The sequence below is a fragment of the Streptomyces sp. R21 genome (assembly GCF_041051975.1).
Lineage (GTDB): Bacteria > Actinomycetota > Actinomycetes > Streptomycetales > Streptomycetaceae > Streptomyces.
This window is the reverse complement of record NZ_CP163435.1, coordinates 9056102-9081440: the sequence shown is the minus strand read 5'-3', so window position 1 is coordinate 9081440 and position 25339 is coordinate 9056102. Positions and strand designations below refer to the sequence as shown.

25 protein-coding genes are annotated in these 25339 nt (G+C 70.0%); 7 read left to right on the top strand and 18 right to left on the bottom strand.

Annotated features, from left to right (window positions below):
* Positions 1-33: 33 nt before the first annotated feature.
* From AB5J56_RS40610 to AB5J56_RS40600, 3 genes are read right to left on the bottom strand one after another with little or no spacing between them, the layout of a single operon-like run.
* Positions 34-957: a carbohydrate ABC transporter permease gene (locus AB5J56_RS40610; protein WP_369240744.1), complete on the bottom strand. Its 924-nt coding sequence runs from the start codon at positions 955-957 to the stop codon at positions 34-36.
* On the bottom strand, positions 954-1868 hold the full coding sequence (locus AB5J56_RS40605) for a carbohydrate ABC transporter permease (protein ID WP_369240742.1): 915 nt from the start codon (positions 1866-1868) through the stop codon (positions 954-956). Before AB5J56_RS40605 ends, AB5J56_RS40610 begins: the two co-directional genes overlap by 4 nt.
* Before the next feature lie 19 nt (positions 1869-1887).
* Positions 1888-3156: an ABC transporter substrate-binding protein gene (locus AB5J56_RS40600; RefSeq protein ID WP_369243074.1), complete on the bottom strand. Its 1269-nt coding sequence runs from the start codon at positions 3154-3156 to the stop codon at positions 1888-1890.
* Positions 3157-3423: 267 nt separating this feature from the next.
* Between AB5J56_RS40600 and AB5J56_RS40595 the strand changes: the two genes are divergently transcribed.
* Positions 3424-5445: an NPCBM/NEW2 domain-containing protein gene (locus AB5J56_RS40595; RefSeq protein WP_369240740.1), complete on the top strand. Its 2022-nt coding sequence runs from the start codon at positions 3424-3426 to the stop codon at positions 5443-5445.
* A gap of 76 nt (positions 5446-5521) precedes the next feature.
* On the opposite strand, the gene AB5J56_RS40590 is transcribed toward AB5J56_RS40595, so the two are convergent.
* Both AB5J56_RS40590 and AB5J56_RS40585 read right to left on the bottom strand, forming a co-directional pair.
* The gene (locus tag AB5J56_RS40590; RefSeq protein WP_369240738.1) at positions 5522-5932 is read right to left on the bottom strand and encodes a hypothetical protein; all 411 of its coding nucleotides are present in this window, start codon (positions 5930-5932) and stop codon (positions 5522-5524) included.
* A gap of 115 nt (positions 5933-6047) precedes the next feature.
* Positions 6048-6992 (bottom strand): ROK family protein, encoded by a 945-nt coding sequence (locus tag AB5J56_RS40585; protein WP_369240736.1) that lies wholly within the window; start codon positions 6990-6992, stop codon positions 6048-6050.
* A gap of 166 nt (positions 6993-7158) precedes the next feature.
* Between AB5J56_RS40585 and AB5J56_RS40580 the strand changes: the two genes are divergently transcribed.
* Both AB5J56_RS40580 and AB5J56_RS40575 read left to right on the top strand, forming a co-directional pair.
* Positions 7159-8223 carry a LacI family DNA-binding transcriptional regulator gene (locus AB5J56_RS40580; RefSeq protein ID WP_369240734.1) on the top strand — a complete coding sequence of 355 codons (1065 nt, stop codon included), beginning with the start codon at positions 7159-7161 and terminating at the stop codon, positions 8221-8223.
* A 3-nt stretch (positions 8224-8226) separates the two neighbouring features.
* Positions 8227-9045, top strand: coding sequence for a hypothetical protein (locus AB5J56_RS40575; protein ID WP_369240732.1), 819 nt, complete (start codon positions 8227-8229; stop codon positions 9043-9045).
* On the opposite strand, the gene AB5J56_RS40570 is transcribed toward AB5J56_RS40575, so the two are convergent.
* The gene (locus AB5J56_RS40570) at positions 8991-10775 is read right to left on the bottom strand and encodes a protein kinase (RefSeq protein ID WP_369240730.1); all 1785 of its coding nucleotides are present in this window, start codon (positions 10773-10775) and stop codon (positions 8991-8993) included. The two genes, AB5J56_RS40575 and AB5J56_RS40570, sit on opposite strands and share 55 nt — an antisense overlap.
* Before the next feature lie 126 nt (positions 10776-10901).
* Entirely contained in the window at positions 10902-12206 is a 1305-nt protein-coding gene (locus AB5J56_RS40565; protein WP_369240728.1) for an aldolase/citrate lyase family protein, read from the bottom strand.
* A gap of 190 nt (positions 12207-12396) precedes the next feature.
* On the opposite strand from AB5J56_RS40565, the gene AB5J56_RS40560 reads away from it, so the two are divergent.
* Positions 12397-13287, top strand: coding sequence for an endonuclease/exonuclease/phosphatase family protein (locus tag AB5J56_RS40560; RefSeq protein WP_369240726.1), 891 nt, complete (start codon positions 12397-12399; stop codon positions 13285-13287).
* A gap of 80 nt (positions 13288-13367) precedes the next feature.
* Here AB5J56_RS40560 and AB5J56_RS40555 read toward each other — a convergent pair whose 3' ends face one another.
* The 4 genes from AB5J56_RS40555 to AB5J56_RS40540 all read right to left on the bottom strand — a co-directional run bounded on the left by AB5J56_RS40555 (position 13368) and on the right by AB5J56_RS40540 (position 16567).
* The gene (locus AB5J56_RS40555) at positions 13368-14330 is read right to left on the bottom strand and encodes an electron transfer flavoprotein subunit alpha/FixB family protein (protein ID WP_369240724.1); all 963 of its coding nucleotides are present in this window, start codon (positions 14328-14330) and stop codon (positions 13368-13370) included.
* Between the two features lie 56 nt (positions 14331-14386).
* Complete coding sequence (locus AB5J56_RS40550; RefSeq protein ID WP_369240722.1) at positions 14387-15175, bottom strand: electron transfer flavoprotein subunit beta; 789 nt, start codon at positions 15173-15175, stop codon at positions 14387-14389.
* A 229-nt stretch (positions 15176-15404) separates the two neighbouring features.
* Positions 15405-15914: a flavin reductase family protein gene (locus AB5J56_RS40545; protein WP_369240720.1), complete on the bottom strand. Its 510-nt coding sequence runs from the start codon at positions 15912-15914 to the stop codon at positions 15405-15407.
* A 206-nt stretch (positions 15915-16120) separates the two neighbouring features.
* A complete protein-coding gene (locus AB5J56_RS40540) occupies positions 16121-16567 on the bottom strand; it encodes a TlpA family protein disulfide reductase (protein WP_369240718.1) in 447 nt (148 codons plus the stop codon).
* Positions 16568-16642: 75 nt separating this feature from the next.
* Between AB5J56_RS40540 and AB5J56_RS40535 the strand changes: the two genes are divergently transcribed.
* A complete protein-coding gene (locus AB5J56_RS40535; protein ID WP_369240716.1) occupies positions 16643-17059 on the top strand; it encodes a DUF4395 domain-containing protein in 417 nt (138 codons plus the stop codon).
* A 187-nt stretch (positions 17060-17246) separates the two neighbouring features.
* A complete protein-coding gene (locus tag AB5J56_RS40530; protein WP_369240714.1) occupies positions 17247-17975 on the top strand; it encodes a lysophospholipid acyltransferase family protein in 729 nt (242 codons plus the stop codon).
* Positions 17976-17988: 13 nt separating this feature from the next.
* Here AB5J56_RS40530 and AB5J56_RS40525 read toward each other — a convergent pair whose 3' ends face one another.
* The 6 genes from AB5J56_RS40525 to AB5J56_RS40500 all read right to left on the bottom strand — a co-directional run bounded on the left by AB5J56_RS40525 (position 17989) and on the right by AB5J56_RS40500 (position 23727).
* Positions 17989-18681, bottom strand: a complete 693-nt coding sequence (locus AB5J56_RS40525; protein ID WP_369240712.1) for a B3/4 domain-containing protein — start codon at positions 18679-18681, stop codon at positions 17989-17991.
* A gap of 13 nt (positions 18682-18694) precedes the next feature.
* Positions 18695-19288 (bottom strand): transglutaminase domain-containing protein, encoded by a 594-nt coding sequence (locus AB5J56_RS40520; protein WP_369240710.1) that lies wholly within the window; start codon positions 19286-19288, stop codon positions 18695-18697.
* A 94-nt stretch (positions 19289-19382) separates the two neighbouring features.
* Entirely contained in the window at positions 19383-20453 is a 1071-nt protein-coding gene (locus AB5J56_RS40515) for a low specificity L-threonine aldolase (RefSeq protein ID WP_369240708.1), read from the bottom strand.
* Positions 20450-21217 (bottom strand): SDR family NAD(P)-dependent oxidoreductase, encoded by a 768-nt coding sequence (locus AB5J56_RS40510; RefSeq protein ID WP_369240706.1) that lies wholly within the window; start codon positions 21215-21217, stop codon positions 20450-20452. Before AB5J56_RS40510 ends, AB5J56_RS40515 begins: the two co-directional genes overlap by 4 nt.
* Before the next feature lie 41 nt (positions 21218-21258).
* Positions 21259-22656, bottom strand: coding sequence for a DUF6421 family protein (locus tag AB5J56_RS40505; RefSeq protein WP_369240704.1), 1398 nt, complete (start codon positions 22654-22656; stop codon positions 21259-21261).
* An 81-nt stretch (positions 22657-22737) separates the two neighbouring features.
* On the bottom strand, positions 22738-23727 hold the full coding sequence (locus tag AB5J56_RS40500) for an alpha/beta hydrolase (RefSeq protein WP_369240702.1): 990 nt from the start codon (positions 23725-23727) through the stop codon (positions 22738-22740).
* Positions 23728-24036: 309 nt separating this feature from the next.
* Here AB5J56_RS40500 and AB5J56_RS40495 point away from each other — a divergent pair, with 309 nt between their 5' ends.
* On the top strand, positions 24037-24720 hold the full coding sequence (locus tag AB5J56_RS40495; RefSeq protein ID WP_369240700.1) for a glycerophosphodiester phosphodiesterase: 684 nt from the start codon (positions 24037-24039) through the stop codon (positions 24718-24720).
* Positions 24721-24749: 29 nt separating this feature from the next.
* Here AB5J56_RS40495 and AB5J56_RS40490 read toward each other — a convergent pair whose 3' ends face one another.
* Positions 24750-25289 carry a GNAT family N-acetyltransferase gene (locus tag AB5J56_RS40490; RefSeq protein ID WP_369240698.1) on the bottom strand — a complete coding sequence of 180 codons (540 nt, stop codon included), beginning with the start codon at positions 25287-25289 and terminating at the stop codon, positions 24750-24752.
* Positions 25290-25339 lie beyond the last annotated feature (50 nt).

Here is a 25339-nt window from a genome sequence, read left to right as displayed (position 1 = left end):
CCGCAGGGCAGTGGCTCCACGGCACGATGGTGGCTAACCCTTCGTCGACCCCAGCGTCAGCCCGGCGATGAAGTGCCGTTGCAGCAGCAGGAAGACGAGGATCGTGGGCAGGGCGACCAGGACCGAGCCCGCGGCGAGCAGGTTGTAGTCGGTGAAGAACTGGCCCCGCAGGTTGTTCAGGGACGAGGTGACCGGGAGTTTGTCGGGGTTGGAGATGAAGATCAGGGCCCAGAGGAAGTCGTTGTAGATCCAGGTGAATTCGAGGGTTCCGAGGGCCGCGAGGGCGGGGCGGCACAGCGGGAGGGTGATGCGCCAGAACTGGGTCCACACACCGGCGCCGTCGACGATCGCGGCCTCCAGGATCTCCTGGGGCAGCGTCCGCATGAAGTTGGCGAGGACGAAGACGCAGAAGCCCATCTGGAAGCCGACGTTGACGATGATCACGGCCCAGTAGGAGTCGTACATCGTCAGCGAGTCGGACATCCACCAGGGCAGCGGGATCCTGTTGAACAGGACGTACAGCGGGGTGACGATGACCTGTTGGGGCAGCAGGTTTCCGGCGGTGAAGAACATCAGCAGGACCAGGCCGCCGCGCAGCTTCAGCCGGGAGACGGCGAAGGCGACGAACGAGGCGAGGAAGAGGGTCACCAGCACGCCGGGGACGGCGATGAGCAGGGTGTTGGTGAAGTACTTGCCCATGCCGGATTCGGTGTAGGCACGGCGGTAGTACTCGAAGGACAGGTGCTTGGGGAAGGAGAAGTAGCCGTCCTGCGCCGTCTCCTCGTACGGACGCAAGGAGGCGTAGACGGCGAGCAGGAGTGGTGCGAGGAAGGCGAGCGACACGCCCGCCAGGAAGATGTGCACGCCCCAACGGCCGCGGCGTGCAGGGGACTTGGGGGCCTGGCGGGGTGCGGCGGCCGGACGGGTGGGCGCGCTGGTGCGGAGGTCCCCGGTCATCGGTCGCGGGCACCTCGCAGTTCTTGGACCAGGAACGTCACGATGAACCCCAGGGAGACGGTGAGCAGGACGACCGCGATGGCGGAGCCGAATCCGATACGGCTGGCCTCCCCGATGATGTTGTCGGTGATCAGTACGGAGAGCAGTTCCAGGCCGTTGCGGCCCTTGTTGACCGCGTAGACGATGTCGAAGGCGCGCAGTGCCTCGATGACAGTGATCACGCCGACGATGACGTTGACCGGGCGCAGGGTCGGGAAGACGACGCGGAAGAAGGTCTGCCGCTCGTTCGCGCCGTCGATGGCGGCCGCCTCCTTGAGCTGGGGATCGACGGACTTGAGGCCGGCCAGGTAGAGGATCATGACGTAGCCGACATGTCGCCAGCCCGCCGCGAGCATGATCATCCACAGGTTGAGGTGCGAGTCGCCGAGCCAGTCGATCGGGTTTTCGTCGTTGTTGAGGATGGTGTTGACCACGCCCTGGTCAGTGCCGAGGATCAGCTGCGCGATGAAGCCGACGATGGCGAGCGAGAGCACGACCGGCATGTAGATGACGGACTGGTAGAAGCGGCTGAAGCGCACGCCACGGTCGATGAGCACCGCGAGGAACAGCCCGAACGGGGTGGCGACCAGGCCGAGGAAGAGCATCCACAGGATGTTGTGGCGGACGGCCGGCCAGAACGCCGGGTAGTTCTCGACGAGGTTCTTGTAGTTGTCGCCGCCGACCCAGTGGACGTCGCCGACACCGTCCCAGGCGGTGAAGGACAGCCCGATGGAGGCCAGCGTCGGGCCCCAGATGATGACGATGTCCAGCAGGACGGGCAGGCCGAGGAGCACGCCGAGGACGACGACGTCGCGGCGGGTGAACCGCCGCAGACGCCGCCGACCGGCGCGCCGTGGGATGTTGAGCGCCACGGAACGTCTTCCCCCAGGTTCAGCCGACGGGCGACGAGAAGATGGTCTTCTTCTGCCGTTCGATGCTGTTGCACAGACCGTCGACGTCCTTCGGATTGCCGATGAAGTCCTGGATCGCCTTGATCATCACGGTCGAGGCGAAGTCGGGACGGGTGTCGCGGTCCATGAACTGCGAGATCTGCTTGGCGCCGGAGACGAGCTGCGCCGACTTCTTCTGCAGGGCGCTGTACTTGGAGGTGTCGGCGCCGTCGTTGACGGCGACGTTGTTGGGGTCGAGGGCGAGATAGGTGTCCTCGGCCTTGGGCGTGCCGAGCCATTTCAGGAGTTCCTTGGCGCCGGTGAGGTTCTTCGACTTCTTGGCGACGAGGAATCCGTCGATGGGTGCTTCCACGGCGTCCTGCCCGTACTGCGCATCGATTTCGGGGAAGGCGAAGAAGTCGATGTCGTCGCGCTCGTTCTCCTTGAACTGGGTGCCGGGGTGCGGCATTCCGAAGACGGCCATGCCCGTCTTGCGCTGCGCCAGCCCCTGCCCGGCCTCCTCCCAGGTCCGGCCGAGGGCGCCCTTCTGGTAGTACGGCATGAGTTCGCGCCAGGTGTCGAAGACGCCCTTCACCTTGCTGTCGGTCCACGACTCCTTGCCCGCCATCAGGGACTTGTGGAAGTCGTAGCCGTTCAGGCGCATGTTGATGTAGTCGAAGGTGCCCATGGCGGGCCAGCCGTCCTTGTCGCAGAAGGCGACCGGAATGCCGTCCTTGGACATCTTCCTGGCGAGGGCGATGAACTCGTCCCAGGTCTTGGGCTGTTGATACCCCTGCTTCTGGAAGAGGCTCTTCCGGTGGAAGACCGCCCACGGGTAGTAGTAGTACGGCACGAAGTACTGCTTGCCCGCGTGCGTGGACTGGTCCTTGAGGGCGTCGGAGAAACCGGTGAAGCCACTCCACACATCGCTGATCTCGTGCAGCAGACCCTTCTCGGCGAAGTACTGCATGCGATATCCGGCGAACCACATGAAGACGTCGTCGGGCGTGCCCTGCAGATAGCGGTTGATGTTCTCCTGGAAGTCGTTGTGGTCCTTGGTGTTGACCTTGACCTTCTTGCCGGACTTTTTCTCGTACGCCGCGAAGGCCGCCGCGAAGGCCTTCTTGGGAACCGGGTCCGACGCGTTGGACCCCACGCTGACTTCGTTCTTGTTTCCACCCGGTCCGTCGCCGCAGGCGGACAGCAGGGCGGGGAGCGTGACCGCGCCGGCCCCGATGGCCGCACCCCGCAAGAGATTTCGCCGGGACATCCGATGTCCTGCCGTACCTTCGGGCACGACGAACGCCTTGAACGATGACTGTGCCATGTCCCCCTCCTCGGGGTGCCACCCAACACAACCGAACGCGCGGTTGGATCCCACTCCCATGAAGGGGTGCAGTCAAGGGTTCTGACGAGATATCGAACAACCGTTACCACTTCTCTTCCAACAGAGTCCGACACGTCCTACCGTAAACGCGCACGACTGACGAGGACATGCAGACGTCCTACCTTTCGCGTGTTCGGAGGAAACGTAACGATGCGTCACCTTCACACCCGTACAACCCGCCGAAGAATGGTCGGAGCGCTGGCCGCAGGGCTGTTGTGTACGACCGGACTCGCGGCGCCGGCCCTCGCCGCTCCCCGCGCCGACCCGGTCGCGCCGACCCTGGCCGACGGGCTCGCCCTCACTCCGCCCATGGGCTTCAACAACTGGAACTCCACGCACTGCCGAGCCGAGTTCAACGAATCCATGGTCAAGGGAATCGCCGACCTCTTCGTCGACAAGGGCCTCAAGGACGCCGGGTACCAGTACGTCAACCTCGACGACTGCTGGGCCCTGCCGTCCCGCGACGCCGACGGGAAGCTCGTGCCTGATCCGGCGCGATTCCCGGGCGGGATCAAGGCAGTTGCCGACTATGTGCACGCCAAGGGGCTCAAGCTCGGCATCTACACCAGCGCGGGCACCAAGACGTGCAACAGCGCCGGCTTCCCGGGCGCGCTCGGCCACGAGTACAGCGACGCCCGGCAGTTCGCGGACTGGGGCGTCGACTACCTCAAGTACGACAACTGCAACAACCAGGGTGTGGACGCCAAGCTGCGCTACACGACGATGCGTGACGCGCTCAGGGCGACCGGGCGCCCCATCGTCTACAGCATCTGCGAGTGGGGCGAGAACAAGCCATGGGAGTGGGCGTCGGACGTCGGACATCTGTGGCGCACGACCGGGGACATCAGCGACAGCTGGGGCTCGATGCTGTCGATCCTCAAGCAGAACCTGCCGCTCGCACCGCACGCCGGACCCGGGCACTGGAACGACCCGGACATGCTGGAGGTCGGCAACGGCGGGATGACCGACACCGAGTACCGCACACACTTCTCGATGTGGTCGGTCATGTCGGCGCCGCTGCTCATCGGCTCCGACCTGCGCAAGGCGTCCGACGCGACCTTCGACATCCTCGGCAACAAGGAGGTCATCGCGGTCGACCAGGACCCGCTGGGCAAACAGGGCACGGTGCTGTCCTCCGAGGGCGGGCGCTGGGTCGTCGCCAAGGAGATGAAGGACGGCAGCCGGGCGGTGGCCCTGTTCAACGAGACGGGCAGCGCGCAGCGCATCGCCACCACCGCCGGGGCCGTCGGACTGCCCGACGCGGACGCGTACACTCTGCGCGATCTGTGGCAGCACCGGAGCTACAACACCGCGGGCACGATCGCGGCGACCGTCCCCGCACACGGCACGGTGCTCCTCCGCGTCTCGGCCGACGACCGGTGGGCCAAGAACCCCCCGGCCGTCGAACTCGGCCTGGACGGGGGCCTGTTGGTGGAGGCCGGCAAGACGGCCGCGCTGACGTCGAAGGTCACCGACCTCGGCCGTACGCCCGCCACACACGTCGCCGTGACGCTCGGCGGTCCCGCCGGCTGGACGGTGAAGGCGGTCTCGCCGACCACCGCGGGCGTGGTGCCGACGGGTCGTTCCCTGCGCACGAAGTGGCAGGTCACGGCTCCCGACGGTACGCCCACGGGCTCGTACGACCTGACGCTCAAGGCGAGTTACCGCTCGCCGACGGGCGCACGCGCCGAGAGCGTGCTGCCGCTGAGGGCGTCCGTGGTCGTCGCCCCGCCGGCGGGCGTCTCCTCGCTCGGTGACCTGCCGTGGTTGTCGACGACCAACGGCTGGGGCCCCGTCGAGCGCAACACCAGCAACGGCGAGAGTGCCGCGGGCGACGGTCATCCGATCACTCTGGGCGGTGTCATCTACCCCAAGGGGCTGGGCGTGCACGCCGACAGTGCCGTCGAGTACTACACCGGGGCGGCGTGCGAGAAAGTCACCGCGGACGTCGGGGTGGACGACGAAAAGGACACCAAGGGCACTGTCGCCTTCGAGATCTGGGCGGACGGTACGAAGGTCGCCTCGACCGGGGTCCTCACCACCGCGATGCCCGCCCAGCCGGTCACGGCCGACGTGACCGGCGCCCAGGTGGTCCGCCTCGTCGTCACCGACGGCGGTGACGGCATCGACTCGGACCACGCGGACTGGGCGGACGCCGAACTCAGCTGCTGAGCGACGGACCCGCCGAGGTCACCGCGCGATCGTCGGGAGTTCGGCTCTCGACGATCGCGCGGTGACCGTCATCGGCCTACCACCACGCGCTGCAGCGCGCGGTGTTGTCGCCCTTGGCCTGCACACAGACGCGGGCCAGTGCGGGGTCGTTGTCCGGGATGTAGGTGGACTCCTGGGTGTTCCACGCGTCGACCCAGATCCGGTTCTGCAGACCGTAGAAGTGGTTGGTGTCACCGTCCGGAGCCCAGTCGATCCAGCCCGAACACGTGGTGCCGCCATTGCTGTTGTTCACGTAGTTCCGGACCTGCCAGCCCCCGCCGCCCGAGACGTATTCGGTCATCAGGCTGCCCGAGCAGCTGTTGCTCCAGACCGTGGACCGCGCGGTCTCGGCAGAGGCGACCCCGCTGCCGCCCAGCACCAGCGCGGCGACTCCGGCCAGCGTGCCCGCCCCGACGGCAGCCCGGGTCACGATGCTGCGTGCGTTCATGTTCGGTTCCCTCCCTCAGGTGCGGCGTGCGCCGCACCTGAGTGATCGTCCGCGAATGCCCCAACAGACGACCAACGGAGCGCTAACCGCCGAATGGAGCGCTAACCACCGCTTTTCACACGGCCGTGGGGCGAGGTGACGTGCCGGCGGCTGCGGCCGCTCCCACCAGGCCCGCATCCGTGCCCATCTGCGCGGGCACGACCGTCAGCCGCTGGACGAAGGAGAGGGTCGCGTAGTCGGCCAGGGCCTTGCGCAGGGGCGTGAAGAGGATGTCGCCGGCCTTGCCCACACCCCCGCCGATCACCGCGATGTCGATCTCGACCAGGGTCGCGGTGGCCGCGATCCCGGCAGCCAGCGCCTGTGCGGCCCGCTCGAAGGAGGCCACGGCGACCGGATCCCCCTCGCGCGCGGCGGCGGCCACCGCGGCGGCCGAGGTGTCGCCGTCGGCACCAGGACGCCAGCCCTGCTCCAGAGCGCGGCGGGCGATGTTGGGACCGCTGGCGATGCGCTCGACGCAGCCACGGGAGCCGCACGGGCACGCGTCGCCGTCGAGGTCGACGCTGATGTGGCCGATGTGCCCGGCGTTGCCCGTCGGGCCGGGGTGCAGCCGACCGCCGAGGACCAGTCCGCCGCCGACGCCGGTGGAGACCACCATGCACAGCGCGTTGTCGTGCCCCCGCGCGGCGCCCTGCCAGTGCTCGGCCGCGGTGATCGCCACCCCGTCGCCGATCAGCTCGACCGGCAGGCCTCCGGTGGCCGAACGGACCCGCTCGACCAGCGGATAGCCGCGCCACCCCGGCACGTTCACGGGGCTCACCGTGCCCGCGGAGGCGTCCACGGGCCCCGCGCTGCCGATGCCGACGGCCCCCGCCCTGCCCCACAGCGGGGAGGCGGTCAGCTCGCCGAGCACGTCCTCCACAGCACGCATCACGGTGTCGCCCTCCTCCTGCGCGGGCGTCGGGCGCTGGGCGCGCAGCAGGATCCGGCCGCGGCCGTCCACCAGCGCTCCGGCGATCTTGGTGCCGCCGATGTCGAGCGCGGCCACGAGGTCGGTGTGCATCAGAGTCAGATCTCCCGCTGAACCTTGAGGAAAGGGCAGGCCGGTCCGGCGGTGGGGGCGCAGGCCGGAGATTGCGATGGACAGTCTCCCCCGCATATGACAACGTTGTCCAGGCTCTATGCTCGACGCCACATCCTCTTACAACCCCGAGGATCATCGCATCCCCGTGGACGACAGGACAGGACAGCGCATCGTGGCAGAGACCGCCCGCCGCTCCGAGAACCGCTACGGCAACCGTCCGACCATGAAGGACGTCGCCGCGCGTGCCGGCGTCGGGCTGAAGACGGTCTCCCGGGTGGTCAACGGCGAGCCGGGCGTCACCCCGGACACCGAGCGCCGCGTCCAGGAGGCCATCGACTCACTCGGCTTCCGCCGCAACGACAGCGCGCGGGTGCTGCGCAAGGGCCGCACCGCCAGCATCGGCCTGGTCCTGGAGGACCTCGCCGACCCGTTCTACGGCCCCCTCAGCCGCGCCGTGGAGGAGGTGGCCCGGGCGCACGGCGCTCTGCTCATCAACGGCTCCAGCGCCGAGGACCCGGACCGCGAGCAGGAGCTGGTCCTCGCGCTGTGCGCGCGCCGGGTGGACGGGCTCGTGATCATCCCCGCCGGTGACGACCACCGGTATCTGGAGCCCGAGATAAAGGCGGGCGTCGCCACGGTCTTCGTGGACCGACCCGCCGCGAAGATCGACGCCGACGTCGTCCTGTCGGACAGCTTCGGCGGTGCCCACGACGGCGTCGCCCACCTCATCGCCCACGGCCACCGCCGCATCGGCTTCATCGGCGACATGCCGCGCATCCACACCGCCGCCGAGCGCCTGCGCGGCTACCGCGCCGCCATGGAGGACGCGGGCATACCCGTCGAGGAATCCTGGATGTCCCTGGGCGTCACCGACCCGCGGCGGGTACGGAAGGCCGCCGAGGACATGCTCTCCGGCCCCTCCCCCGTCACCGCGGTCTTCGCCGGCAACAACCGCGTCACCGTCACGGTCGTCCGGGTCATCGCCGAGCGCCGCCGCCCCGTCGCCCTCGTCGGCTTCGACGACATCGAGCTCGCCGACCTCCTCCAGCCCGGCGTGACCGTCGTCGCCCAGGACGCCGCCGCCCTCGGTCGCACCGCCGCCGAACGCCTGTTCCGGCAGCTGGACGGCAGCCTCGTCACCCCCGAACGCATCGAGCTGCCGACCCGGCTGATCACCCGCGGCTCGGGCGAACTGCCGCCCGCGGACTGACACATGGGCCGAGCCGACAGCACCCCGGACCCTCGCTCCCTCACGGCGCTCGGTCTGGCCGAGGCGCCGCGCGACCATCCCCTCGCCTACCCGGGCCGGTGGCCCGCGGAGTCCGGACTCCTGGACGGCGACCGGCTGTTGCCGCTCGAACCGCCGTACAGCTTTCCGGGGCGCACCCCCGTTCTCGCCGTCGGCTCCAACGCCTGCCCGGCCCAACTCCGGCACAAGATGGCGGAGTTCGGCGTGTCCGGCACCATCCCGATGGTGAAGGCGAGCGTCACCGGCATCGCCGTCGGCGTCTCGGCCCATGTGTCGTTGATGGGGTACGTGTCCGCGTCGCCCTTCCGGGCGCCGGGCACGGTCGGCGAGTTGTTCCTCACCTGGCTCGACGCCGCCCAGCTCGCCGTGGTCGACGAGAGCGAGGGCGTCACGGCGCCGACAGGAGCGTACGACCGCGCCCGGCTGCCCTCCTCCGACGTCCGGGTCGAGCTGGAGTCCGGGCAGGTCCTCCCGGGCGCCCACCTCTACGTCAACCGTCGCGGAGTCCTCCACGACGGCACCGGAACGCCCCGCGCGCATCCCGGCGAACGGCGCCTGCTCACCGACCTTCTGGCCGGATCGACACGCCTGCGCGCACTGTTCGGGGACACGCCCGAGGAGTTCTGCGCCCGGGCCCGCCTCGATGTCCGGCTGTGCGCCCTGGGCACCCGCCTGTTCGCGGACGAGGGGCTCACCATGGCCTCGGGGCTCGAGCGGTACGTACGGCCTCAGCAGACGGGAAGCCCCGGGAGCGGGGTGTCGTTCGCGCCGCCCTTGAGGTAGACGTCGCTGACGAAGACGTTCGTGTTGCCGCTGTCGTCGTCCGTCCTGGCCCACCACACGTTCGTCCACTCGCCGTAGGTCTCGCGGCGGCCCAGGTTCTGCTGGCAGTAGAAGTAGTTGGTGCCCGCGTTGAGGACGCCCGCCTCCGTCCCGGAGGCGGTGTAGGACTTGGCGGTGCGCCAGACCGTGCAGTTGTACTTGCCGCCGCCGGCGGGGTCGCACACCGGCGCGGGGCTGGAGCTGCCGCCACCGCCGCTCCCGCTGCCGCCTGTGGTGCCGCCGTCGCCCGAGCCGCCACCCGTCGTCGTACCGCCTGTGCCGCCCGAGCCGTCCCCCGAACTGCCGCCCGTGCCGCCCCCGGTGTGCTTCGACGCGGACCCGGTGGCTTCGCGCGTGGGCGTGGCCTTGTTCTTGGGGTCCGACTCCGTACCCGGAGGCTTGGACTTCCTCTCGCCCTTCTCGGTGGGCTCGGCGCCGTTCGAGAGGTCGTCCGCTCCGCGGCTGTCGTCCCCCGACGGCTCGGCGCTGGAACCGTGGGACGACCGGGGCGTTGCCGCGATGTCGGTGGTGTCGTCGGGGCGGCCGAGGAGCGCGACGGTGACGCCGGTCGCGGCGAGTACGACGGTCACGGCCACGGCGGCCAGCAGGACGCGGCCCCGGCGCGGGGCGGGTGCCGAGGTGGCCACGGTCGGGCCTCCGGGCGGCGCCCCGAAACCGGCGCCGGACGCCGGGACTTGGGCGGGCGACACCGGCTCCGGCGGTCCGAAGCCCGGCGGCACCGACGGAACGCTGCGCTCCGTCGTCTCGCGTATCGCCTCACGCGGCGGCAGCGGCGCCGGCCCGCGCAGCCCCGTCGTCGCGAGGTCGGCGTCGGGCGCCGCCGCGACCTGCTCCAGCAGCAGGCGCGCCCGGTCCGCGTCCGGGCGGGCGTCCGGCTGCTTGTGCATCAGCTGCTGCAGTACGGGGCCCAGGGGCCCGGCGCGCTGCGGCTCCGGCAGCGGCTCGACCACGATCGCGGTGAGCGTGGACCACGTGGACGTACGGCGGAAGGGCGAGGCGCCCTCGACCGCGGCGTACAGGGTCGCGCCGAGAGCCCAGACGTCCGACGCGGGGCCGGGGTCGTTGCCCTGGGCCCGTTCGGGTGCCAAGTAGTCCAGCGAGCCGACGATTTCGCCGCTGCGGGTCAGGTGGGTGGTGGAGCCGTCGCCCGGGTCCTCCATCGTCGCGATGCCGAAGTCGGTCAGGACGACCCGGCCCGAGCGGTCCAGGAGGATGTTGCCGGGCTTCACGTCGCGGTGCAGCACCCCGGCGCGGTGGGCTGCGGCGAGCGCGTCCATGACCTTGGCGCCGATGGACGCGGCCTCGCGCGGATCGAGGGTGCCGCGCTCGCGGAGCACGTCGTCGAGGGACGGTCCGTCGACCAGTTCCATGACGATCAGCGGCCGTCCGTCGACCTCGGCCACGTCGTGCACGGCGACGACTCCGGGATGGCGCACCCGGGCCGCGGCACGGGCCTCGCGCTGCATGCGCAGCCCCAGGTCGGCCAGTTCGGGCGCGGCGGCGTCCGTGTAGGTGCGCAGCTCCTTGACGGCGACTTCACGGCCCAGCACCTCGTCGACGGCTCTCCAGACGACGCCCATGCCGCCGCGGCCGAGCTGCGCCACGACGCGATAGCGCCCGGCGAGCACCCGGCCGACGCCCTCCGTCTGTTCGTTGTCCCCCGAAGACACCGCTGCCCCGTTCCTGTGACACACCAATGAAGTGCGGTACAGCCTAAGGGGCAGCGGTGACAGTACGTGTCTACGGGGACGGCTGTGACAGACCCCCTACATGTCTCCCGCGTATGTCCTCGTCTTCTACAGGCCCGAGATCGTCAGGTCCGCCCGCCGGGGCGCGGCGAAGCCCTCCAGGTCGGTGCGGGTCAGGCCGGTCAGACGGGCTACCTCGGCGATGTCGAGGGCTCCGCAGTCCAGGCCGCGCAGCAGGTAGCCGCTGAGGGCCTTGGCGGTCGCGGGCTCGTCCATGACGTCGCCGCCCGCGTGGTTGGCATACCGGGCGAGGCGGCCCGCGGCCTGCTCGAAGCCCTCGCGGTAGAAGGCGAAGACGGCGGCGTAGCGGGTCGGGATGTGGCCGGGGTGCATGTCCCAGCCCTGGTAGTAGGCGCGTGAGAGGGCCCGGCGGGTGAGGCCGTAGTGCAGCCGCCAGGCGTCGTGGACCTTCTCGGTGGGGCCGACGGGCAGGACGTTGGTGGAGCCGTCGCAGACGCGTACGCCGGTGCCCGCGGCCGCGACCTGCATGATCGCCTTGGCGTGGTCGGCGGCAGGGTGGTCGCTGGCCTGGTAGGCGGCGGAGACGCCGAGGCAGGCGCTGTAGTCGAAGGTGCCGTAGTGCAGGCCGGTGGCGCGGCCCTCGGCGGCCTGGATCATGCGGGCGACGGTGGCGGTGCCGTCGGTGGCGAGGATGGACTGGCTGGTCTCGATCTGGATCTCGAAGCCGATCCGGCCGGGCTCCAGGCCGCGTGCCTTCTCGAACTCCTCCAGGAGCCGGACCATGGCGGTGACCTGCTCGGCGTACGTCACCTTGGGCAGCGTGAGGACGAGCCCGTCGGGCAGGCCGCCCGCCTCCATCAGGCCGGTCAGGAAGATGTCGAGGGTGCGGATGCCGCGGTCGCGGACCGGGGATTCCATGCACTTCATACGGATGCCCATGTACGGGGCGGCGGTGCCGTTCTCGTACGCCTCGGCGATCAGCCGGGCCGCACGGGCGGCGGCCTCGTCCTCCTCGGCGTCCGGGCGGGGGCCGTAGCCGTCCTCGAAGTCGACGCGCAGGTCCTCGATGGGCTCGCGCTCCAGCTTGGCGCGGACGCGGTCGTACACGGCCTCGGCGAGGTCGTCGGTCAGGCCGAGGACGGCCGCGAAGGAGGCGGCGTCCGGGGCGTGCTCGTCGAGGGCGGCGAGGGCCCGGTCGCCCCAGGAGCGGATGGTGTCGGCGGCGAAGACGTCACCGGGCACGTACACGGTGTGGACGGGCTGGCGGGTGCCGGGGTCTCCGGGATAGCGGCGCTCCAGCTCCGCGTCGACCGGGGCGAGGGAGGCGCTGATCTCCTCGCTGATGGCACCCGCGAGGCTTGTCGCCACCTTCTCCTGCTGACCCTGACCCATCCCACACCCTCCTGTTTTCCGCTTCACGGAATCAACAATCCGTAGAGCGAAGTTATCCGTGGACCTTCCCGCCGGTCAACACCTGTCCGCAGCGTGGTCCGCCATCCCCCTCATCCTCAGTTCTGGCTCACCGCCTTCTTCCGCGCAGCCGTGTGCACCCTTCATCCTGACTCGCGAAGGAGGCGGTCGCGTGTCGAACACCAGCAGAGTGACGCGTCGCATGGGCCTGCGAACCGGGGCGGCCGCAGCCGCGGTCCTGCCCCTGCTCGGTGCGGCGGCCGTGCCCGGTCGGCGCCCGGGGCGCCGCCTGGACGTCATGACGTTCAATCTCCGCTACGCGAGCGCGTTCGAGCCCAACAGCTGGTCCGCGCGCCGCCCGGTGATGCGCGAGCTGCTGCACCGGGAGGCCCCCGCCGTCATCGGCACCCAGGAGGGCCTCTACCAGCAGCTGCGCGACATCGAGTCCGACCTCGGCCGGCGCTACGACTGGATCGGCACGGGCCGCGCGGGCGGCAGCCGGGACGAGTTCGCGGCCGTGTTCTACGACACCCGCCGCCTGGCCCCGGTCGAGTACGACCACTTCTGGCTCTCCGACACCCCGGACGTGATCGGCTCGAACACCTGGGGCGGCTCCTGCGTCCGCATGGTCACCTGGGTCCGTTTCCGCGATCTGCGCGACGAGGAGCGGGAGTTCTACCTCCTCAACACCCATCTGGACAACGCGAGCCGACGCGCGCGCACGCGCTCCGTACCGCTGATCTCCGCGCGGATGGCCCGGCTGGACACTTCCCTGCCGCTGCTGATGACGGGCGACTTCAACGTGGCGGCGCACCGCAACCCCGTCTACGACGCGCTGCTGGACATCGGGCTCGTCGACACCTGGGACGCGGCGGTCGAGCGCGGGCCGCTCTACGGCACCTTCCACGGCTACAAGGGGCTCGTCCCCGACGGCGACCGGATCGACTGGATCCTGGCGACGCCGGGGGTGACGGTGCACCGCGCCTCGGCGAACACCTTCTCCAAGCACGGTCAGTTCCCGAGCGACCATCTGCCCGTGCAGGTGTCGCTCACTCCTGGCTGACGTCGCGGACACTCCGCAACGAGCCGAGGCCCCCGCGACCGCCGGTGCGGTCGCGGGGGCCTCGTGACAGCCCGACTCGATCAGCCCTTACGGGAGTTGATCTCCTCGGTGAGCTGCGGGACGACGTCGAAGAGGTCGCCGACGACGCCGTAGTCGACGAGGTCGAAGATCGGGGCCTCGGCGTCCTTGTTGACCGCCACGATCGTCTTCGAGGTCTGCATGCCGGCGCGGTGCTGGATGGCGCCGGAGATGCCGTTGGCGATGTACAGCTGCGGCGACACGCTCTTGCCGGTCTGGCCGACCTGGTTGGTGTGCGGGTACCAGCCCGCGTCCACCGCGGCACGCGAGGCACCCACGGCCGCACCGAGCGAGTCGGCCAGCGCCTCGATGATCGGGAAGTTCTCGGCACCGTTGACACCGCGGCCACCGGAGACCACGATCGCGGCCTCGGTCAGCTCCGGACGCCCGGTCGACTCACGCGGGGTACGCGCGGTGACCTTGGTGCCGGTGGCCAGCGAGCCGAACGACACCGCGAGGGCCTCGACGGCGCCCGCGGCCGGGGCGGCCTCGACGGGGGCCGAGTTCGGCTTCACGGTGATGACCGGGGTGCCCTTGGCGACACGGGACTTGGTGGTGAAGGACGCGGCGAACGCGGACTGCGTGGCCACCGGTCCCTCGTCACCGGCCTCCAGGTCGACGGCGTCGGTGATGATGCCGGAGCCGATGCGCAGCGCCAGACGCGCGGCGATCTCCTTGCCCTCGGCGGAGGACGGGACCAGCACGGCGGCCGGGGAGACGGCCTCGACGGCGGCCTGCAGCGCGTCGACCTTCGGCACGACCAGGTAGTCGGCGAACTCGGCGGCCTCGGCGGTCAGGACGCGGGTCGCGCCGTGCTCGGCGAGCGCGGCGGCGGTGTCGGCAGCGCCGGCACCCAGCGCGAGAGCGACGGGCTCGCCGATGCGGCGGGCCAGCGTCAGCAGCTCCAGGGTGGGCTTGCGGACGGCGCCGTCCACGTGGTCGACGTAGACGAGAACTTCAGCCATGGGACTTCTACTCTCCTGCTTGCGAAAGGTGAGGGGCGGTCAGCGAGTCGGGCGCTTTAGATGAACTTCTGGCCCGCGAGGAACTCGGCGAGCTGCTTGCCGCCCTCGCCCTCGTCCTTGACGATCGTGCCGGCGGTGCGCGCCGGACGCTGGGTGGCGGAGTCGACCACGGTGTAGGCGCCGTCCAGGCCGACCTCGTCCGCGTCGATCTCCAGGTCCTCCAGGTCCCAGGACTGAACCGGCTTCTTCTTGGCCGCCATGATGCCCTTGAAGGAGGGGTAACGCGCCTCGCCCGACTGGTCGGTGACCGACACGACCGCCGGGAGGGAGGCCTCGAGCTGCTCGGAGGCGGAGTCGCCGTCGCGGCGGCCCTTGACCGTGCCGTCCTCGACGCTCACCTCGGACAGCAGGGTGACCTGCGGGACGCCCAGACGCTCCGCGACCAGGGCGGGCACGATGCCGGCGGTGCCGTCGGTGGAGGCCATGCCGGAGATGACCAGGTCGTAACCGGCCTTCTCGATCGCCTTGGCCAGCACCAGCGAGGTGCCGATGGCGTCGGTGCCGTGCAGATCGTCGTCCTCGACATGGATCGCCTTGTCGGCACCCATGGACAGCGCCTTGCGCAGCGCGTCCTTGGCGTCCTCGGGGCCCACCGTCAGGACGGTGATCTCCACGTCGTCGTCGGAGTTGTCGGAGATCTGCAGTGCCTGCTCGACCGCGTACTCGTCGAGCTCCGAGAGCAGACCGTCCACGTCGTCCCGGTCGACGGTCAGGTCATCGGCGAAGTGCCGGTCGCCAGTGGCGTCGGGCACGTACTTCACAGTGACAACGATCCTCAAGCTCACGCCGGCTCTCCTACTGCATCGTCATTTCTGGGCTGCCTTCTTTCAGGCAGCATAGGCGCCTGAAGCGGCCGATCCCGGTCGGGGCGGCCCGCGCTCCGAACGAAATATTACTCGTCAGTACACCCAGTCCATGCCCACTAAGCAAGCGCTTTGAACTGTGACCTTCGCAACGCTGTGTAGTCGAATACAGCCGCTCGAGCGCCGTCCCGTGGATCATGCGGGACCGAGCCTAGTCGCGCAGGCCGCTGAAACGCCCCTGGTGGTAGAGCAGCGGGCGGCCCGCGCCCGAGGGGTCGCCGAGAACGACCTCGGCCAGGACGATGCGGTGGTCCCCCGCCGGGACACGCGCCACGACACGGCACACGAGCCAGGCGAGTACGTCGTCGAGCACAGGTACGCCCTCGGGGCCCTCCCGCCAGCCGGTCGGCGCGCCGAAGCGGTCGGCACCGCTCCTGGCGAAGGTGGCGGCCAGCTCCTGCTGGTGCTCGCCGAGTATGTGCACGCCGACATGGTCGGACTCGGCTATCGCGGGCCAGCTGGAGGCGCCCAGGCCGATACCGAAGGAGATGACCGGGGGCTCGGCGGAGACCGAGGTGAGCGAGGTGGCGGTGAAGCCGACGGGGCCGCCGCCGCCCGGGGCCGTGATCACGGCGACACCGGCCGCGTGCCGCCGGAAGACGGAGCGCAGCAGGTCCGGGGAGGCGAGCTGGGGAGTGGCGAGGTCGGGCGAGGCCGTCATGGAGTTGTCCTTCTGCCGGAGGTCAGGAGCGGATCCGTGGTTGCTCAGCAACTCGGACAGCGCGCACTCGCGGTGCGGGCCAGGTCCACGTGGACACGCTCGAAGAGAAGGAGTTCCGGGGGCATGCAGTCAGGCTGACGAAAGGCGGCGCACACAGTCAAGTACGGTCCGGAATCTGGGAGCTGCGTCACCGGCTGCCTCACAGGTCAGGGGGTATGAGGCAGTTGCGAACCGCCGGTCCCCACGGCCTCGCCCAGCGCGGCGATCACATCGGCCTTGCGGGGCTGGCCGGTCGCCCGCCGCACGATCCGTCCGTCCCCGTCGAGGACGAGCACGGTCGGTGTCTTGAGGATCTCCAGTTCGCGTACGAGGTCGAGGTGGTCCTCCGCGTCGATCTCGACGTGGGCCACGCCGGGCACCATGCCGGCGACCTCCCCGAGCACCCGCCGGGTCGCCCGGCAGGGGGCGCAGAAGGCGCTGGAGAACTGGACGAGTGTGGCCCGTTCACCGAGGCCCTCGCCCAACTCCGCGGCGCCGAGCCGCTTCCCGCCGTCGCGCCCGCGCACTCTCACCCTCCCGTTCCGCCGCTGATGCAGCATTCCGTACCCGCTCGCCAGTGCGAGCACCACCACGCACACCACAAGTCCAGTCATCCTCGGCTGCAGCGTTCACGAGACCGCAAAGATTCCCGGCTCCCCGAAATCCGGCCGATGCGGAATGCTTGATTCATGGACATCGATGTGAGGGGGCCGCGGTTCGGTGCGGCCGTGACAACCGTCGTACTGGCGGTCGTGCTGATCACGGGAAGCGCCTGGCTGCTGGCCTGGCAGACGCTGGCCTTCGCGCTGGGCGCGGCGGGCGGGGTGGGGCGGAGCCCCTACGGCTGGCTGTTCCGCAAGGCCGTACGCCCGCGGATCGGGCCGCCCACGGAGTTCGAGTCGCCCGAGCCGCCGCGGTTCGCGCAGGCGGTCGGGCTGGGCTTCGCGGCCGTGGGGCTGCTCGGCTACGCGGTGGGACCGCAATGGCTCGGCCTCGCGGCGACCGGGGCCGCGCTCGCCGCCGCGTTCCTGAACGCCGCGTTCGGGTACTGCCTGGGGTGCGAGATGTACCTGCTCGTGCGGCGGGTGACCGTTCGAGCAGAGTAAAGGCAGCGTAAAAGCCCGAGGTGGATCAAGTGGTCGACGTGACGAGGATCTCGCCGTTCTCAGGCACCAGGACTGGCCCATCGTCCGTTCTTGGGGCACGATCTGCGCAATGCCGTAAACCTACGGCTGCGTAACTTCCCGCCCATGGGGATCCCGTCCCAGGCAGAGAGAAGGGTCCACCCCGTCCATGGCAGAGCTTGTCTACCGTCCCGTCGTCGGTCTCGCCCAAACGTTGTTCAAGGCCTGGGACCTCAAGATCGACCTGCAGGGATCGGAGAACATTCCGCGCTCGGGCGGCGCCGTGCTGGTGAGCAATCACATCAGCTATCTGGACTTCATCTTCGACGGCCTGGCGGCCCTGCCCCAGAAGCGGCTCGTGCGCTTCATGGCGAAGGAGTCGGTGTTCCGGCACAAGATCTCCGGTCCCCTGATGCGCGGCATGAAGCACATCCCGGTGGACCGCAAGCAGGGTGAGACGGCGTACCAGCACGCGCTGCAGTCGCTGCGCTCCGGCGAGATCGTCGGCGTCTTCCCCGAGGCGACCATCTCTCAGTCCTTCACGCTGAAGAGCTTCAAGTCGGGCGCCGCGCGCATGGCCCAGGAGGCCGGCGTCCCGCTGATCCCGATGGCGCTGTGGGGCACCCAGCGCCTGTGGACCAAGGGCCACCCGAAGAACTTCAAGCGCAGCCACACCCCGATCACGATCCGCGTCGGTGAGCCGGTCGAGGCGCCGGCCGACCAGTACGCGGGCGCGATCACCCGGCGGCTGCGCGAGCGGGTCCAGGAGCTCCTGGAAGCCGCCCAGCGCGCCTATCCCGTACGCCCCAAGGGACCGGACGACACCTGGTGGATGCCGGCGCACCTGGGCGGCACGGCGCCGACTCCGGAAGAGGTCCGGGCCGCCGAGAAGCACTGAGCGGACCGACTCGTCAGGCCGGGGCGTGAACGGTGATCCGCGCTCCGGGGCTGAACTTCTCGAGCAGCTCGGCGAGTTCCGCGCCGGCCGCCTCGACCTCGGCGACCGGCATCGGCGCCAGGCTCTCAAGGAGGAAGATCGCCGACACGGACGTTTCCGTGAGCCGGGTGCGTGGCCCCTGGCGCCAGTTCCAGCGGCGGCAGGTCACGCCCGCGTCGTCGCGCCACACCACTTCGCCCGCGTCGGGGTGCTCGACGGTCTCCTCGCCGGCCGCGACGGTCACGAAGTCCTCGTCACCGGTGGCCCGTACGAGGTTCATCGCGCCCTGGATGTGGTCGGTGTCCTCGCCGCCGACCGGGATCAGGTGGGCGACGCTGATGGCGTTGTAGATGTCGACAAGCACGTTGATGCGGGGCAGGCCGGCGTCCGTCAGGGCCCTCTTGGCCAGCGCCTCCGCCGAGTTGCGGGTCCGGTTCGGCTTGGAGCCGAACGCCGTGTAGGTCTCCCGCCAGGCCGCCATGTGCGGGTCCTCGTGCACAGGGCGCCCGTCCAGCCGTACGGCGAGACGGCGGGCCGCGTCGTCGAGCAGGGCCGAAGTCCCCTCGGTGCTGGGCCCGTTGACGAGTCCCTGCGCCTCGACGGCGATGTGGGTGAAGCCGGGCGCGAGGGCGCGCACCTCGTCGGACACGGTGAGTGTGAGGGTCATCGGATGCCTTGCCTCAGAGTGCGGTGGGGAGGGTCTTCCACAGGTGCGGCCGGTCGGAGGCGCCCCGAAGGGCACGCAGAACAGCCGGGTGAGGTTCAGCGTACAGGACCGGGTAGTCCATCTCATTGGACTTCGGGTCCGGGACCCAGGCCAGTCGCTCGCCGTCGAGCGAGAACCGCGCGTCGACGCCCGGCTTGTTCCCGCGGCAGTCCTGGCGGTGCCAGGCGCCGTTGAAGCGCACCGCGACCAGCCCGTGCACGACGTGCCCGCTGCCGTCGTCGTGCAGCAGGCTCTGGTAGCACAGCGCGGTGGGGATGTCCTCGGCCCGCAGGAGCGCGGCCAGCGCATGGGCCTTGGCGTGACAGATTCCGGTGCGCCGCTCCAGGACGTCGGAGGCGCGCCAGGTGACCCGCAGATCGCCGGAGTCGGCCGAGTGCGGGATGGTGTCGCGCACGAATTCGTACGCCGCCTGCGCATAGGCATACGAGTCGGCTGCACCCTTGGCGAGGCGCCCGGCCGTCTCCCGTACCAGCGGGTGATGGTGGTCGATGACCTCGTCGGCAGCCAAGTACGCAGACAGGTCAGGGGTTTGCTGGATCAGCTCCATGGCCCCAGAGCATAGGAATACGGCCGACCGGGCGTCAATGACTTTTCGGTCGACCGTATATCTATGCAGCTTTGGATCCCTTGGCGGGCAGACGCTAGTGCGCCATCTCCTCCTTGAGCGCCGCCACGAATCCGTCGACGTCGTCCTCGGTGGTGTCGAACGCGCACATCCAGCGGACGTCGCCCGCGGCCTCGTCCCAGAAGTAGAAGCGGTAGCGCTTCTGCAGACGCTCGCTGACGTCGTGCGGCAGCCGCGCGAAGACCGCGTTGGCCTGCACCGGGTAGAGGATCTCCACGCCGTGCACGGCGCGCACGCCCTCGGCGAGGCGCTGGGCCATCTCGTTGGCATGGCGGGCGTTACGCAGCCACAGGTCCTTGGCGAGCAGCGCCTCCAGCTGTACGGAGACGAAGCGCATCTTGGAGGCGAGCTGCATGGACAGCTTGCGCAGATGCTTCATGTGGCTGACGGCGTCGCGGTTGAGCACGACGACCGCCTCACCGAACAGCGCGCCGTTCTTCGTGCCGCCCAGCGTGAGGATGTCGACGCCGACCGCGTTGGTGAACGTACGCATCGGCACGTCCAGCGCGGCGGCCGCGTTGGCTATCCGGGCGCCGTCGAGGTGCACCTTCATGCCGCGCGCGTGGGCGTGGTCGCAGATCGCGCGGATCTCGTCGGGCGTGTAGAGGGTGCCCAGCTCGGTGTTCTGGGCGATCGAGACGACCTGCGGCATCGCGCGGTGCTCGTCGTCCCAGCCGAACGCCTGCCGGTCGATCAGCTCGGGCGTGAGCTTGCCGTCGGGCGTGGGCACGGTGAGCAGCTTGAGGCCGCCCATCCGCTCGGGCGCGCCGCCCTCGTCCACGTTGATGTGCGCGCTCTCCGCACAGATCACCGCGCCCCAGCGGTCGGTGACCGCCTGGAGTGCCACCACGTTCGCGCCGGTGCCGTTGAAGACCGGGAAGGCCTCGGCGCTTGCGCCGAAGTGGCTGCGGACGATGCTCTGGAGGTTGGCGGTGTAGTCGTCCTCGCCGTACGCGACCTGATGCCCGCCGTTGGCCAGGGCCAGGGCGGCGAGCACCTCGGGGTGGGCCCCCGCGTAGTTGTCACTGGCGAAGCCGCGGACGGCCGGGTCGTGGTGACGCCGGGCGTCGGTCTTCGGAGGGTTCACGGCTTCTCGGTCAGCCACAGACGGTTTCCGTTCACTTCAGCGGCGGACTTGTCCCAGACGCCTGCGATGGCCTCGGCCAGCTCCTTGACGTCGGTGAAGCCCGCGAACTTCGCGTTCGGGCGCTCGGCGCGCATCGCGTCGTGCACCAGTGCCTTGACGACCAGGATCGCAGCCGCGGACGTCGGCCCGTCGGCGCCCTCGGAGATCCCCGCCTTGCGGAAGAAGTCGGCCATGGCCAGCGTCCACGCCTCGGCGGCTGCCTTGGCGGCGGCGTAGGCGGCATTGCTCGCGGTGGGCTTGCTCGCGCCCGCGGCACTGATCAGGAGGTACCGGCCGCGTTCGCTGCGCTGCAACGCCTCGTGGAAGGCGAGGGAGGTGTGCTGCACGGTGCGGATGAGCAGCAGTTCGAGGAAGTCCCAGTCGTCGAGACTGGTCTTGGTGAAGGTCTCGCTGCCACGCCAGCCGCCGACGAGGTGGACCACACCGTCGACGCGGCCGAAGTCCTTCTCGATGCGGCCGGCCCAGTCGTGGGTCGACTGCAGGTCGAGCAGGTCGACCGTGTCGCCGACGACGGTGGCTCCGCCGTGCGCGTAGCTGGCCGCGTCCACGGCCTCCGCGAGCCGTTCGGGGTCGTTGTCCGAGCCGACGACGATGGCTCCCGCTTCGGCGAGCCGCATCAGCGTGGCCCGGCCCGCGGGCCCGCCCGCACCCGCGACCGCGATCACCGCGCCGCTGAGTGCTCCGTTGCCGTTCCTGTTCGACATCGCCTTCGCCTCCTGAGCTTCAGCTGCCTCGGGGCGGGCGCTCACGCGGCGGCCCGCTCGGCGCTCGCCGCGGTGATGCCCTTGGTGGAGGCGATCACGTTCTTCAGCTTCTTGGAGAGCGCCTCATAGAACATGCTGAGCGGAAACTCGTCAGGAAGCACGTCGTCCACGAGCTTTCGCGGCGGCTGGGTCAGGTCCAGGGCGTCCGGGCCCTTGGCCCAGCGGGAGCCCGGGTGCGGGGCGAGGTAGGTGGAGACCAGCTCGTACGCCTTGAACCAGTGGACCAGCTTCGGGCGGTCGATGCCGTCGCGGTAGAGCTTCTCGATCTCCGCGCACAGCTGGTTGGTGATCTGCGGGGCGCGCTGCCAGTCGATCTGCAGCTTGTTGTCCGTCCAGCGGACGACGTCGTGCTTGTGCAGGTAGGCGAAGAGGAGCTGGCCGCCGAGGCCGTCGTAGTTGCGCACGCGCTCGCCGGTGACCGGGAAGCGGAACATGCGGTCGAACAGGACGGCGTACTGCACGTCGCGGGCCTGCGGGACCCCGTCGGCCTCCAGCTTCACGGCCTCCTTGAAGGCGGTGAGGTCGCAGCGCAGCTCTTCGAGGCCGTACATCCAGAACGGCTGGCGCTGCTTGATCATGAACGGGTCGAAGGGCAGGTCGCCATGGCTGTGGGTGCGGTCGTGGACCATGTCCCACAGGACGAAGGCCTCTTCGCTGCGCTTCTGGTCGTGCACCATCGCGGCGATGTCCTCGGGCAGCTCCAGGCCCAGGATGCCCACGGCGGCGTCGGTGACGGCGCGGAAGCGGGCGGCCTCGCGGTCGCAGAAGATACCGCCCCAGGAGAAGCGCTCGGGCGCCTCGCGCACGGCGATCGTCTCCGGGAAGAGAACGGCCGAGTTCGTGTCGTAGCCGGCGGTGAAGTCCTCGAAGGAGATGCCGCAGAACAGCGGGTTGTCGTAGCGGGTGGCCTCCAGCTCCGCGAGCCAGTCCGGCCACACCATGCGCAGCACGACCGCTTCGAAGTTGCGGTTCGGGTTGCCGTTCTGGGTGTACATCGGGAAGACGACCAGGTGCTGGAGCCCGTCCTCGCGGTGCGCGGCGGGCTGGAAGGCCAGCAGCGAGTCGAGGAAGTCGGGCACCTGGAAGCCCTGGTCAGCCCAGCGCCGCAGGTCCTTCACGAGAGCCGCGTGGTAGTCGGCGTCGTGCGGCAGCAGCGGGGCGAGCTGCTCTATCGCGTCTATGGCACGGCGTACGGCAAGGTCGGCGTCGGCGGTGTCAGGCGCACCCTCGGCCTCGAAGTCGATCGAGCCGTCCTTGGACTGCCATGGCCGGATCTCCTCCACGGCATCCTTGAGCACGGGCCAAGCCGGGTGCTCCACCACCCTGCTCACGGGAGGAACCCGCCCCTCCGTCACAGCCTGCACAAGAATTTCCGTCATGTCCCATCCTCCACAGGAGAACCTCGCGTATGAACACCGTATGCGTCCGAGGTTCCTTCCCACAAGTAGAGCCTCGGGAGATTATCCTGCGCTACCCCCGTCTTCACCGCTCTTTTTCCTGCCGGACACCGTTGCGGCGATTACTTCCGCTACGGACTGCTGTGCGGCGCGGGCATCCGCGAGAAGTTCCGGGAAGCCGAAGAACCCGTGGAACATGCCGGGGTAGTGGCTCTCCGTGACCGGCACTCCGGCCGCCCGCAGCTTCGCGGCGTACGCGCGGCCCTCCGCGCAGAGGCGGTCGAAGCCCGCGGTGACGACGTGGGCGGGCGGCAGCCGGTGCAGTTCGGCCACCAGGGGCGAGGCGTGCGGGTGCGCGCGGTCGCCGTCGGGCCCGAAGTACTGCTCGGCGAACCAGTGGCCGTGGTCCGCCGTGAGGAAGTCTCCCGCAGCGTCCTCGGCGGGGGGCGCGAGCCGCACTCGCGCGTCGGTCGCGGGGTAGACGAGCACCTGGAGCGCGAGCGGCGGGCCGCCGCGGTCGCGGGCGATCAGTGCCGCCACGGCGGCGAGGTTGCCTCCCGCGCTGTCCCCGGCGACGACCAACGCGCCCGGATCCCCGCCCAGTTCGCCGAGGTGCGCCGCCACCCAGCACAGCGCGGCGTACGCGTCGTCGACGGCCGCGGGGAAGCGGGCCTCGGGCGCGAGCCGGTAGTCGACCGACACGACGGCCGCGCCCGCGTCGCGGCACAGGGCGCGCGCGATCGGGTCGTGCGTGTCCAGGCTGCCGATCACCCAGCCGCCGCCGTGGAAGAAGACGACGGTCGGCCGCGGTCCGGGCGACCGCTCGGGGTCCGGCCGGTAGACGCGTACGGGGATGTCCGGCGCCCCTGCCGGACCCGGTACCGCGCGGCTCTCGACGGAACCCACCGCGGGCGGCTCGAACGGCCAGGCGGGCGCCTGGGCGAGCAGCCGCCGCGCCTGTGCCGCATCGGTGACGGCGCCCCCGAGATCCGGGAAGTGGGCCTTGATGGCGTCGAGGAGCGCGCGGACATCGGGGGCGGGCTCTGCGGTCATGACATCACCTCTCTCCGGGAGCCGGCTCTCTGCGGGCGCCGACTCTCTTCGTGGAAACATCACTTGACTATCCGTCAGTCCATCAAGTGGCAAGAGATACGGGCCAGGTCAACGCCCATGGGACTCGCCCACCCAGGAGTGACCCGGCCGGGCGGGACAGGCCAGGTCTCCCCGGCCCGGCGGCCCATTCCCCGGCGTACGATCGGGTACATCGCACAGTCGGGCCATTAGGCTGCGGCCTTGCCGTGTGGACGTCCCGTCGGAGTCCGCGCGCGAGCCGAGCCGCCGTCGACGGAAGCGAGTCGAACCTTGAACTTCCTCACCATCGGTCACCGCGGAGTGATGGGTGTCGAGCCCGAGAACACGCTCCGTTCCTTCCAGGCCGCCCAGAACGCGGGCCTCGACCTGATCGAACTCGATCTGCATCTGAGCAAGGACGGCGCCCTCGTCGTCATGCACGACGCCGACGTGGACCGGACGACCGACGGTTCGGGACCCATCGCCGAGAAGACGCTCGCCGAGCTGCGCACGCTGGACGCCGGCCACGGCGAGCGCATCCCCCTCTTCGACGAGGTCCTGGACGCCGTACAAGCGCCACTACAGGCCGAGATCAAGGATGTGGCGGCCGCACGGGCGCTGGCCGAGGTGATGCACCGGCGCGACCTGGTCGGACGGGTGGAGGTGTCCTCGTTCCACGACGAGGCCATCGACGAGATCGCCCGGCTCGTACCGGGCGTGCGGACCGCGCTCATCGCGAGCCGCTATGGCATCGATGTCGTGGACCGCGCCACCGAGGCCGGCGCCTCCACCGTCTGCCTCAACATCCGCCGGCTGACGCTGGAGGTCGTCGAACACGCCCGCAAGGCCGACCTCAAGATCATCGGCTGGGTGGTCAACACTCAGGACCAGCTGCGGCTCGTGCGCGCCCTGCAGCTGGACGGCGCCACCACCGACTACCCCGAGATCAAACGCACCGGCCGCTTCACCGCGTGAGACCAGCAGGTCGCAGCACGGCGTAACGATTATGCGAGCGGCTTGACCAGCAGTTCGAACTGCAGGTCGTCGCGCTGCGGCACGCCGAAGCGCTCGTCGCCGTACGGGAAGGGTGTCATCCTTCCCGTACGGCGGTAGCCGCGCCGCTCGTACCAGGCGATGAGGTCGTTGCGTACGGAGATCACGGTCATGTGCATCTCGACGACACCCCAGGTCTCGCGCGCGTGCCGCTCCGCCTCCGCGATGATCACCTTGCCGAGGCCGCCGCCCTGGAGCGCGGGGCTGACGGCGAACATGCCGAAGTAGGCGTGGTCGCCGCGGTGTTCGAGCTGGCAGCAGGCGACGACCGCGGTGTCCCGCTCCACGGTGAGCAGCCGGCTGTCGGGCGACTTGATGACCGCGAGCACACCCTCGGGGTCGGTGCGCTGCCCTTGGAGGATGTCCGCCTCCGTGGTCCAGCCGGCCCGGCTGGAGTCCCCGCGGTAGGCCGACTCGATCAGCGCCACCAGGGCGTCGACGTCGGCGTCGGTGGCGTCGCGGAAGGTCAGTCCGGTGGAAGCGGTGTCCATGGAGCGTTTCTCCGAATCTATGGCGCGGCTCGGGCACCGATGAGCCTAAC

What these genes read in the sequence shown, in the direction of transcription:
- AB5J56_RS40590 (WP_369240738.1), bottom strand. Translation starts at nt 5,932, where the DNA reads ATGAACGCACGCAGCATCGTGACCCGGGCTGCCGTCGGGGCGGGCACG.
- AB5J56_RS40520 (WP_369240710.1), bottom strand. Translation starts at nt 19,288, where the DNA reads ATGGAGCTGATCCAGCAAACCCCTGACCTGTCTGCGTACTTGGCTGCC.
- AB5J56_RS40535 (WP_369240716.1), top strand. Translation starts at nt 16,643, where the DNA reads ATGGACATCGATGTGAGGGGGCCGCGGTTCGGTGCGGCCGTGACAACC.
- AB5J56_RS40565 (WP_369240728.1), bottom strand. Translation starts at nt 12,206, where the DNA reads ATGGGTCAGGGTCAGCAGGAGAAGGTGGCGACAAGCCTCGCGGGTGCC.
- AB5J56_RS40500 (WP_369240702.1), bottom strand. Translation starts at nt 23,727, where the DNA reads ATGACCGCAGAGCCCGCCCCCGATGTCCGCGCGCTCCTCGACGCCATC.
- AB5J56_RS40555 (WP_369240724.1), bottom strand. Translation starts at nt 14,330, where the DNA reads ATGGCTGAAGTTCTCGTCTACGTCGACCACGTGGACGGCGCCGTCCGC.
- AB5J56_RS40600 (WP_369243074.1), bottom strand. Translation starts at nt 3,156, where the DNA reads ATGTCCCGGCGAAATCTCTTGCGGGGTGCGGCCATCGGGGCCGGCGCG.
- AB5J56_RS40505 (WP_369240704.1), bottom strand. Translation starts at nt 22,656, where the DNA reads ATGACGGAAATTCTTGTGCAGGCTGTGACGGAGGGGCGGGTTCCTCCC.
- AB5J56_RS40510 (WP_369240706.1), bottom strand. Translation starts at nt 21,217, where the DNA reads ATGTCGAACAGGAACGGCAACGGAGCACTCAGCGGCGCGGTGATCGCG.
- AB5J56_RS40610 (WP_369240744.1), bottom strand. Translation starts at nt 957, where the DNA reads ATGACCGGGGACCTCCGCACCAGCGCGCCCACCCGTCCGGCCGCCGCA.
- AB5J56_RS40530 (WP_369240714.1), top strand. Translation starts at nt 17,247, where the DNA reads ATGGCAGAGCTTGTCTACCGTCCCGTCGTCGGTCTCGCCCAAACGTTG.
- AB5J56_RS40525 (WP_369240712.1), bottom strand. Translation starts at nt 18,681, where the DNA reads ATGACCCTCACACTCACCGTGTCCGACGAGGTGCGCGCCCTCGCGCCC.
- AB5J56_RS40575 (WP_369240732.1), top strand. Translation starts at nt 8,227, where the DNA reads ATGGGCCGAGCCGACAGCACCCCGGACCCTCGCTCCCTCACGGCGCTC.
- AB5J56_RS40545 (WP_369240720.1), bottom strand. Translation starts at nt 15,914, where the DNA reads ATGACGGCCTCGCCCGACCTCGCCACTCCCCAGCTCGCCTCCCCGGAC.
- AB5J56_RS40595 (WP_369240740.1), top strand. Translation starts at nt 3,424, where the DNA reads ATGCGTCACCTTCACACCCGTACAACCCGCCGAAGAATGGTCGGAGCG.
- AB5J56_RS40585 (WP_369240736.1), bottom strand. Translation starts at nt 6,992, where the DNA reads ATGCACACCGACCTCGTGGCCGCGCTCGACATCGGCGGCACCAAGATC.
- AB5J56_RS40540 (WP_369240718.1), bottom strand. Translation starts at nt 16,567, where the DNA reads ATGACTGGACTTGTGGTGTGCGTGGTGGTGCTCGCACTGGCGAGCGGG.
- AB5J56_RS40490 (WP_369240698.1), bottom strand. Translation starts at nt 25,289, where the DNA reads ATGGACACCGCTTCCACCGGACTGACCTTCCGCGACGCCACCGACGCC.